This window comes from Streptomyces spiramenti (assembly GCF_012034385.1).
Taxonomy (GTDB): Bacteria; Actinomycetota; Actinomycetes; order Streptomycetales; family Streptomycetaceae; genus Streptomyces; species Streptomyces spiramenti.
This window is the reverse complement of sequence record NZ_JAAVJB010000205.1, coordinates 1-9092: the sequence shown is the minus strand read 5'-3', so window position 1 is coordinate 9092 and position 9092 is coordinate 1. Positions and strand designations below refer to the sequence as shown.

General features: G+C 74.4%; 6 protein-coding genes and 2 tRNA genes. 3 read left to right on the top strand and 5 right to left on the bottom strand.

The window, feature by feature from the left end; all coding sequences use genetic code 11:
• Both HCJ92_RS19305 and HCJ92_RS19300 read right to left on the bottom strand, forming a co-directional pair.
• Positions 1-2015 (bottom strand): PAS domain-containing protein (locus tag HCJ92_RS19305; protein WP_167934883.1); only part of this gene is annotated, 2015 nt, incomplete at its 3' end.
• 752 nt (positions 2016-2767) lie between these two features.
• Complete coding sequence (locus HCJ92_RS19300) at positions 2768-3166, bottom strand: SSI family serine proteinase inhibitor (protein WP_167934882.1); 399 nt, start codon at positions 3164-3166, stop codon at positions 2768-2770.
• A 329-nt stretch (positions 3167-3495) separates the two neighbouring features.
• Here HCJ92_RS19300 and HCJ92_RS19295 point away from each other — a divergent pair.
• Both HCJ92_RS19295 and HCJ92_RS19290 read left to right on the top strand, forming a co-directional pair.
• A tRNA-Ser gene (locus tag HCJ92_RS19295) sits at positions 3496-3585 on the top strand.
• Positions 3586-3841: 256 nt separating this feature from the next.
• Positions 3842-3914: transfer RNA gene (locus tag HCJ92_RS19290), tRNA-Arg, on the top strand.
• Between the two features lie 149 nt (positions 3915-4063).
• Here HCJ92_RS19290 and HCJ92_RS19285 read toward each other — a convergent pair.
• The 3 genes from HCJ92_RS19285 to HCJ92_RS19275 all read right to left on the bottom strand — a co-directional run bounded on the left by HCJ92_RS19285 (position 4064) and on the right by HCJ92_RS19275 (position 8525).
• Positions 4064-5428: a glycoside hydrolase family 16 protein gene (locus HCJ92_RS19285; RefSeq protein ID WP_209311336.1), complete on the bottom strand. Its 1365-nt coding sequence runs from the start codon at positions 5426-5428 to the stop codon at positions 4064-4066.
• Positions 5429-5795: 367 nt separating this feature from the next.
• Positions 5796-7337: a bifunctional phosphatase PAP2/diacylglycerol kinase family protein gene (locus tag HCJ92_RS19280; RefSeq protein WP_167934880.1), complete on the bottom strand. Its 1542-nt coding sequence runs from the start codon at positions 7335-7337 to the stop codon at positions 5796-5798.
• 285 nt (positions 7338-7622) lie between these two features.
• Complete coding sequence (locus HCJ92_RS19275) at positions 7623-8525, bottom strand: glycoside hydrolase family 16 protein (protein ID WP_167934879.1); 903 nt, start codon at positions 8523-8525, stop codon at positions 7623-7625.
• A 341-nt stretch (positions 8526-8866) separates the two neighbouring features.
• Here HCJ92_RS19275 and HCJ92_RS19270 point away from each other — a divergent pair, with 341 nt between their 5' ends.
• The gene (locus tag HCJ92_RS19270; protein ID WP_167934878.1) at positions 8867-9064 is read left to right on the top strand and encodes a hypothetical protein; all 198 of its coding nucleotides are present in this window, start codon (positions 8867-8869) and stop codon (positions 9062-9064) included.
• Positions 9065-9092 lie beyond the last annotated feature (28 nt).

Here is a 9092-nt window from a genome sequence, read left to right as displayed (position 1 = left end):
GGAGGAGACGCCGCTGCACGACACGCTGCGGTCGGGGCGCAAGCACCGCGTCCGCCAGGGCCAGGTGCTGCGAGCTGTCCGCGCTGGCGCCGTCGCCCGGTGGGCGACTCACCGCTCCCGGCCGGGACGGGCACCGGCTGTTGCGCGGCTGCCTGCTCCGGGATCTGCGGCCCGGGTACCGGCTCCGCCGCGGGCAGCGGTTCCGCCGAGACCTGCGCCGGCAACTGCGGTCGCGTCGGCGCGGTCTCCCCGCCGAAGCCCTCGCCGCTGTCGGGTGTGCCGTCGAAGCCGCCCGGAGCCGGCTCCGGAGCCGTCACGATCAGCGGCTCCGCCCGCGGCGCGTCCGACCCGGCGGGCAGCGCCGGCAGCGCGGGCAACCCCGTCGCCCCGCCCTCCCCGGACGCCTCCTGCGGCTGGACACCCTGACGTCCCGGCTGCTCGGGAGCGCGTCGCGACGCCGTCCCCCGCACCGGCTCCGCCGGCACCGGTACCACCGTCGTGTCCCCGGCGCGCTCGACCCGAGGGCCCGGCTCGACCGGCTTCCGGTCCGCCCGGACCGGCACCTCCAGCACGTAGGCGCGGCCGTCGGCCGCCCCCGGCACCTCGTGGGTCTGGAGCACGCCGCCGTGCAGCCGGACGATCCCGCGCACCAGCGGGGAGTGGACCGGGTCGCCGCCGGTGTACGGGCCGCGGACCTCGATCCGGACCACGTCACCGCGCTGCGCCGCCGCGACCACGATCGTCGAGTCGCCCCGGGCGCCGTTCGCCGAGCGGCCGGTCGAGTCCACACCCGCGACGTCGGCCACCAGGTGCGCCAGCGCCTGCGCCAGCCGCTCCGGGTCGACCTCGGCGTCGATCGGCGGCGCGTGCACCGCGAACTGCGCGCGCCCCGGGCCGATCAGCTCGGTCGCGCCCTCGACGCCCGCGGTCACCACGGTGTCCAGCGAGACCTTCTTGCGGGCCAGCTTCTCCCGGCCGGAGTCCAGCCGCTGGAAGCTGAGGACGTTGTCCACCAGGGTCGTCATGCGCGCGTAGCCCGCGGCGAGATGGTGGAGGACCTGGTTGGCCTCCGGCCACAACTGGCCGGCGGCGTCGGCGGCCAGCGCGGACAGCTCGCTGCGCAGCTCCTCCAGCGGGCCGCGCAGCGCGTGCGCCAGCACCGCGTCCAGCTGTGAGTGGCGCGCCACCAGGGAGTCGTGCGGGCGGCGGTCGGTGAAGGTCATGACCGCGCCGACCAACTGGTCGCCGTCCCGTACCGGGGCCGTCGTCATGTCCACCGGGATGGCCTCGCCGGACTTGTGCCACAGCACCTGGCCCTGGCGGACGCGGTGCTTGCGCCCCGACCGCAGCGTGTCGTGCAGCGGCGTCTCCTCCCAGGTCAACGGCGTGCCGTCGGCCTGGGAGTGGTGGATCAGCGGGTGCACCTCCTGGCCGCCCAGCGCGCCGGCGCGGTGGCCGAGCGTCTGCGCGGCGGCCGGGTTGACCAGCACGACCCGGCCCTCGGTGTCCACGCCGATGACGCCCTCGGTCGCCGCGCGCAGGATCATCTCCGTCTGGCGCTGCTGGCGCGCGAGCTCCGCCTCGGTGTCCAGGGTGCCGGTCAGGTCGCGGACGACCAGCATCAGCAGCTCGTCGCCGCTGTAGTCGTCGGCGAAGGCGGCCTCGATGGCGGAGGCGTAGGGCGAGTGCCCCGCCGGGATCGCCGCGCTGGTGACCTCGACCTGGAGCTCGCTGCCGTCCGTACGTCGCGCCGTCATCCGGGTCGGGCCGGTGCGGCCCTGGGAGTCCAGCTCCTCCGGCCGCATCGAACCGGGGATACGCCGCGGGTCGAAGTCGGGGAGGATGTCCAGGAGTCCGCGGCCCACCAGCGGTGCGCCCGGCGACTCCAGAGCCTCCTGCGCGATGCTGTTGGCGTTGACCACCGTGCCGTTGCCGTTGACCAGCACCAGCGCGTCAGGCAGCGCGTCGAGTATGGCGGCGAGGCGAGCAGTGCCTCTCGCCGGCCTGCTGCTCACGACGACCCATCCTCCTCAGTGACGTTGAGCCCCCACGTTGGCCTCCCCGGCGACCGCTTCCGGCCCGGCCCGCGCACGGCGGGCGCCACCGGAAGGCGTCAAGAGGGAGTCTACGGGCAGCCACCCACACGGAGGTGGCCCGACCGAGCAAGGATTCTCCCGTACGAGGGACCGGCGGTCTGTGGCGGAGGCCACGTCGCGGCCGGTGGGGGCCGGGACGCACGGGGCCGGTCGCCGGTTCCCGGGGCGGCTGCGTCGCGGCGAGGGCGACGGGCGGGACGGCGGCGCGGCGACCGGCGCCGGGCGCCGTCACTACTGCGGAACAAGGGAGTTGACGAGGTGTCGGCTGTGCGGTCGACCGCGGGCTCAAGGCCTCGGGCGGGGGCGAGCGGTTTCGCGTAGTGCGGACGGTGTGCGCCGGGGGCGCGCGTTGGCGGGAAATCGTCGCCGAATATCGACGGTCCTCCACTCCGGCCCATCACTCGCCGCTCACCGGCCCCACACCTGGCCGCCGCCGAGTACCGAAGCCGTGCCGATCCCACCGCGGACCCCGGCCGGGCGTGTGGGGCCGCGCCGCCGCCTTGCGCGGGTGCGCGGGAGAGCGGGTGCGCGAGGGTTCGCCCAGCCCCGCGGAGGGGCCGGCCGGGCCCAGCGCAGGCAGGTCCGGACACCCGCTCGGGGCGCCCGGACCTGCGGAGCGACGGACCGGAACAGAGCGGAACGTCGGGCTCCGGTAGTGGTTCGGTGGTGGATCAGCGGCCGAGTACGGTGCCCAGCTGGTCCCAGCGGTGCATCTCGCAGCCGTTGGTGCGGCTGAACTCGGCGTCGACCGGCTGCCCGGCCCAGACACCCGTCACCCGCGCGGTCTCCGGCCCGCCGTACATCTGGGTGCAGACCGAGGTCCGCGAGACCGGGGACAGGACCGCCGCGCCCGCCGCGTCCAGTTCGTCGCAGGCGGCCTGCGGGGCGGAGTGCTCGCCACCGGCGGGGTTGCAGGTGAGGGTGGTCTCCCGGGCGTCCGAGAGTTCGCCGTTCTCGGAGACGGAGATGACCAGCCGGGTCTCCGGCTCCTGCGGGGCGGCGGCGCCGGTCGCCGTGCCGGCGAAAGCGGCAGCGGCGGCGAGGGCGGCGGCGAGTGCGGTGTACGACATGATGCGAGTGCTCCAGCCTGTCGGGTTCGGGCGGCGCAAGAGCGCGTGCCTTCCGTGCCTAACGCGGCCATGGGCTTCTCGTTGCGCCGGGAGCGGCCGTACGTGTGCCCGGTGCCGTCCCGCCCGCGCCGCGCGGGCGGTGTCGCCGCAGGCCGGGGTGGGTGCCGTACGCCGTCCCGGCGGCCGGCCCGCTTCCCGCGCGGGTTGTTGAAAGGCGGGCCGGGCCCGGCTCCCGCCCCGGGGCGCCGTCACGGAGCGGGGTCGATTCGCAGCGCTCGCCAGGGCTGTGGCATGATTTGGCACGCACCCTTCGCACGCGCGGGGTGCGTGGAGGCTTCGCCTAGTCTGGTCTATGGCGCCGCACTGCTAATGCGGTTTGGGGTAACCCCCCATCCCGGGTTCAAATCCCGGAGCCTCCGCAGCTCACACCGAGACCCCCGGCCCTGCGGCCGGGGGTCTCGTCGTTGGGCAGGCCTCGCGTCGACGGGCGGAGGCAGGGCGTCCGTACCGGGCGCGGAGAGCGGGGCGCAGCGGGCCGGGAGCGCGATCGCCGACACGCCCGTTGTGGTCGTTTCCGCAGCTCAGAATGGGTACGGGCTATCGATTTCACCCTGAGGCCGAGGTGCTGTAATGTTGTCCACGCAACGCGGTCCAGGGGAAACCCGCCGGGCCGAGGCGCTCGTAGCTTAACGGATAGAGCATCTGACTACGGATCAGAAGGTTGCAGGTTCGAATCCTGCCGAGCGCACAGTGAAGCCCCTTCCGGGAGACCGGGAGGGGCTTTGTCGTGTCTGCGTGTGCGCGTCGACGCGCTGCCGTGGCACCGTCCCGCTGCGCCACCGTGGCGCCTGCCCCGTGCGGGGGCGGGCGCCACGGCGGGCGGTGGTCAGGCCCAGGTCAGGGGGTGTTCCACTTCTGGTTGGGGTTGCCGGAGCAGGTCCAGATCTGCAGCCGGGTCCCGTTGTTGGTGTTGTGCTCCCGGACGTCGAGGCACTTGTTCGCCGGGATGTTCACGATGTCGCGTGCTCCGCTGATCGCCCACTGCTGGCTGGGTCCGCCGTGGCAGTCCCAGAGGTGGACGGCGGCGCCGTCGGCGGTGGAGGGGCCGTCCACGTCGAGGCACTTGCCGTAGGCCCGCAGCGTCCCGTCACCGGGGACGGTCCACTGCTGGGCGGCGTTGCCGTTGCAGTCGTGGAGTTGGATGGGGGTGCCGTTGGCGCTGTTGGCGTTGGCGACGTCCACGCACTTGCCGGCGAGTCCGGTGATGGTCCCGGTGCGGCCGGTGGGGGGCGGCGTCTGGCCCTCGGTGACGCGGACGTAGTCGATGAGCATCTGCTGCGGGAACTGCGTCGAGGCGTCGGGGTAGCCGGGCCACTCGCCGCCCACGGCGAAGTTGAGGATCAGGAAGAACGGCTTGTTGAACACCCACTGCCGTCCGCCGAGGTCGGCGGGGGTGCGGGTCTGGTAGACGGTGCCGTTGACCGACCACGAGATGCGGTTCGGCGACCAGTCCACCGCGAAGACGTGGAAGTTGTCGGCGAACCGCTGCCCGCCGGGCAGCGTGTAGGAGGCGCCGATGCCGCCTCCGGCGGAGTAGCCGGGGCCGTGCAGGGTCCCGTGGACCCTGCCGGGCTCGAAGCCGACGTTCTCCATGATGTCGATCTCACCGGTCTGCGGCCAGCCGACGTCGGCGTAGTCGGCGCCGAGCATCCAGAAGGCGGGCCAGATGCCCTGCCCGTGGGGGATCTTGATGCGGGCCTCGACGCGGCCGTACTGGGCGTTGAACTTGCCGGCGGTGTTGAGGCGCGCGGAGGTGTACTCGCATCGGCCGTACCAGCACTGGTAGTTGTTCGGGTTCTCCTTGCGGGCGGTGATGGCGAGGTTGCCGTTGCCGTCGAGCGCGGCGTTGCGGGTGCCCGGCGTGTAGTACTGCGACTCGCGGTTGTTGCCCCAGTTGTCGCCGACCTCGTGGGTCCACTTGCCGCCGTCCACCCCGGCGCCGGCGGGGCCGTTGAAGTCGTCGAAGAAGACGACGTTCTGGGTGGACGGGGGCTCGACGGCCGGGGCCGCGGCGGTGAGGGAGGGAGCCGTCGCGTCGGGCAGCGCGGTGGCGGTGGCGCCCGACGCGAGCAGCGACGCTCCGAGGCTCAGCGCCAGCGCGGCGACGACGAGGCGCGGACGGCGCAGCAGCGGGCGGCGGCGTTCCGGGCGGGGGTGCGGGGAGTCGGTGGAGGAGGCGCGGGCGGGCCGGGGACCCGTCATGGGCCACGTCCTCTCTGGCGGGAGTACCGCCGTCGGACCCGTGCCCGGTGCCCCGCGCGTTGGGCGCGGTGGTGGCGGGCGCGGCTGTGGGGGATGTGAGGAAGCCTGGTGCGGGTCCATTGCAGCGCCTGCACAACTGGGTTTCAAGAGAACCGAGTTCCGGAACTCGTCGGTCCGCCTTCGGCGGCACGGCCGCGAGCGGTGCCCGGAGGCAGGCCGGGGGAGTGGGCGCCGGCCGGGCAGGTCGGGGCGGAGTGCGGCCGGGCGGCTTGGGGCGGCGGACGGTCGCGGAAGCTGCCGGGCGGCGCGGGAGCAGGGCGACGGCTCGCGCTCCCGTGAGGTGTCGGGTGGCGCCGCGGCGCGGCGGTCAGGCCGGGGTGGTGAGCGGTGTCAGCCGCTGGGTCGCCTGCGGGCAGTAGACCGTCAGGGCGGACCGTTCCTTGCTGAGCAGCAGCCGTCCCGGCGCGTCACCGATCTCGCCGTCGTAGGCGAGGCGGGTGCCGGGGGCGATCCAGTCGATCCGCATCCGACGGAGGAGCGCGGCGCCGTGCACGGGGGAGCTGCTCAGCCGGCCGCTGAGGGCGCCGGCCAGCAGCCGGGTGCGGGCCCAGCGGTCGGCGTAGGCGACGCGCACGTCGAGCAGCCCGTCCGCGAGGTGGGAGCGGCGCTGGGGTGCGAGGCCGAGCCCCTCGTACCGGCAGTTGCCCGCGAACAGCAGCCAGACCCGGTGCCGTTCGCCGTTGATCTCCAACTCCACCGGGTCGAAGGCGCGCAGCACGTGCCAGGCGGCGATCACCCCGGCTGGCCAGCTGCCGACCCGGGGCGACCAGCGTTCGCGGACCCGCACCATCTCGGGGTAGACACCGAGGGAGAAGGTGTTGACGAAGGTGCCGCCCGCCGCCGGTACCGCGGGGTCGCTGGGGGTGGGGGCGGCGTCCTCGTTGGTGAACCGGGCCAGGTCGACCTCGACCGCCTCGCCGTCCGCCAGCGCGCGGCGGGTGTCCTCGCTGGTCTCTATGCCCAGGTCGTGGGCGAAGTGGTTGAGCGTGCCGCCGGGCAGCACGGCCAGCGGCAGCCCGTGCTCCATCGCGCACCGCGCGGCGGCGCTGACGGTGCCGTCGCCGCCGCTGACGCCGAGGGCGCCGCCGAGTTCGGCGGCGCGCGCCGCGGCCTGTTCGAGGGCGGCGGTGACGTCGACGCCGCCCTCCCCGCCGCAGAGCACGACCTCCGCGCGAGGCAGGACCTCGCCGATGACGCGCTCGGGAGGCAGTCCGGAGCTGCCGGAACCCGCGTTGGCGACCACGACCAGGCCCTTGCCCTCGGGGAGCTCGGGGGCCTTGACCGCGGTGCGGACCGCCGGTGGCTCCAGGTGGTCGCGGGGCAGCAGCCGCCGCACGAGGAACGCCGCGCCGACGCCGATGGCGACGCCGGCCACCACGTCCCCGGGGTAGTGGACGCCGGTGTAGACGCGGGAGAACGCGACCGAGGCGGCCACCGGGGCCAGGGCGGCGCCCCACTTCGGGGAGACCAGCGCGACCCCCGTGGTGAAGGCGGCGGCCGACGCGGCGTGTCCCGAGGGGAACGAGGTGGTGAAGGGCGCGCGGTTCAGCTGCCGTATGACCGGGACGTCGGTGAGGACGGGCCGCCGGCGGCGCACGGCGCGCTTGGCGAGCACGTTCACGGTCGCCGAGGCCACGGCGAGGGAGGCGCTGCCGCGGAGTGCCGCCCTGCGGGCGGTGCGGCGGCCACCGAGGCCGGTGGCGGCGATCGCCGCGGCGGCGCCGAACCACAGCAGTCCGTGGTTGGCGCTGCGGCTGAGCCGGGGGAGGACGCGGTCGCCCCCGGGGAAGTGGTGGGCGGCCACCAGCTGGAAGAGTCGACGGTCCGCCCGGGCGAGTCTGCTGCTCATGACGGTCGAGCTACCCACATCGTCGGTTCTCATTACCGGTGGGCGCGCCGGGACGGCGGTCGCGGGAGCTCTTCTCCGCCCGGACGGCGGTGCCGGGCGGGTCGGGCCGCGTCTCTTCGGCGGACGGTGCGACGCACCGGATCGCCGGGCGAACGGCTGCGGCGACCGGGCGCGGCGACCGGTCCTGACCGTTCGAGGCGGTCGCGTCGAGGGCGGCGGGGGTCTGTGGCAGGCGGCGACGTGGGGCGCCCACCCCGTTCGGGTGGGCGCCCTTCCGGCTCGGGGTCAGCCGGTGAACTCGGTGACGGTGACGTGGTCGACGACCATCTCCTGCGGGAACTGCGTGGACTCGTCCGGGTAGCCGGGCCACTCGCCGCCCACGGCGACGTTGAGGATCAGGAAGAAGGGCTTGTCGAACACCCACTCGCCGGTGACGTCCGCCGGGGTCAGGGTCTGGTACTCGTCGCCGTCGACGGACCAGGTGATGGACTCCGGGGACCAGTCGATGGCGAAGGTGTGGAAGCCGTCGCCGAAGCTCCCGCCGTCGGGCAGCTGGTAGGCCGAGCCGATGCCGCCGCCACCGGAGTACCCGGGACCGTGGACGGTGCCGTGCACGGTGTCCATCTCGTGGCCGAGGAGTTCCATGATGTCGATCTCGCCGCTCTGCGGCCAGCCGACGTCGCCGAAGTCGGTGCCGAGCATCCAGAAGGCGGGCCAGACGCCCTGACCCTCGGGGAGCTGGATGCGCGCCTCGACGCGGCCGTGCTCGGCCTCGATCTTGCCCGCCGTGTTGATGCGGCCCGAGGTGTACTCGCAGGGGCCGTAGTAGCACTGGTGGTTGCCGGGGTTCCCCTCCTCGGCGGTGATCACCAGGTTGCCGTTGCCGTCCTGGGCGACGTTGTCGGTGCCGTCGGTGTAGTACTGCCGCTCGACGTTGTTGATGTTGTCGCCGGGGTCGAGGTTCCAGGAGGAGCCGTCGACGGGGGCACCGGCGGGGCCGTCGAAGTCGTCGTGGAAGACGACGGTGGCGGTCGGCGGGTCGGCGGCGGCCGGATCCGCCGACGTGGCGGAACCGGGGGAGCCGGTCGCGGTGCCGGCGGCAAGCAGGGCGGCGCCGAGGCCGAGTGCTGCTCCCGCCACAGCGGTACGACGGGCGCCGCGGCGGCGCCCGGAGCGGTTCGTGGACATCGATCACATCCGGTGGGGGTGGGGGTGTGGGGGCCTCCAGTGCAGGACGGGGGCCGCCTCGTCCGCAAGGGGTGTGCGGCGTTCCGGAACCCCCGGGACCGGAAAGGGCCGGTGGGGTCCGTGGTGCGGGTGATCGCGGGGAGAGGCGGCGCGGGCGCGGCGTGGCTGTGCGGCGTGGCTGTGCGGCGTGACGGTGCGGCAGCGCTCCGGAGCACGCACCCTGCCGGGGTGTGCGCGACGGTGACGAAGCGGGGCAGCTCGGGCTACCCGGGCTGCGTCGGGCGGAGTTGACCTCATCCTGCCTGTCGGTGGACCACCGACGTTCGCTAAGGTCCGCTGCCATGGCTCATAATCCCCAGGCCCCGCGGAACACGCAGCACGACCCCGCGGGCAGCACCCAGATGTTCCAGGCTTTCGTGGACGAGGCTCCCGCGGGTACGTCGGGCAGCACCACCTCCGGAAGCAACCGAGGGCTGGTGATCGGCGCCGTCATCGCGGTGGCCGTCGTCGTCGTGCTCGTCGCCGTCTTCGCACTCTGATCCGGCGGGCGCGCCACCGGGCGCGCCC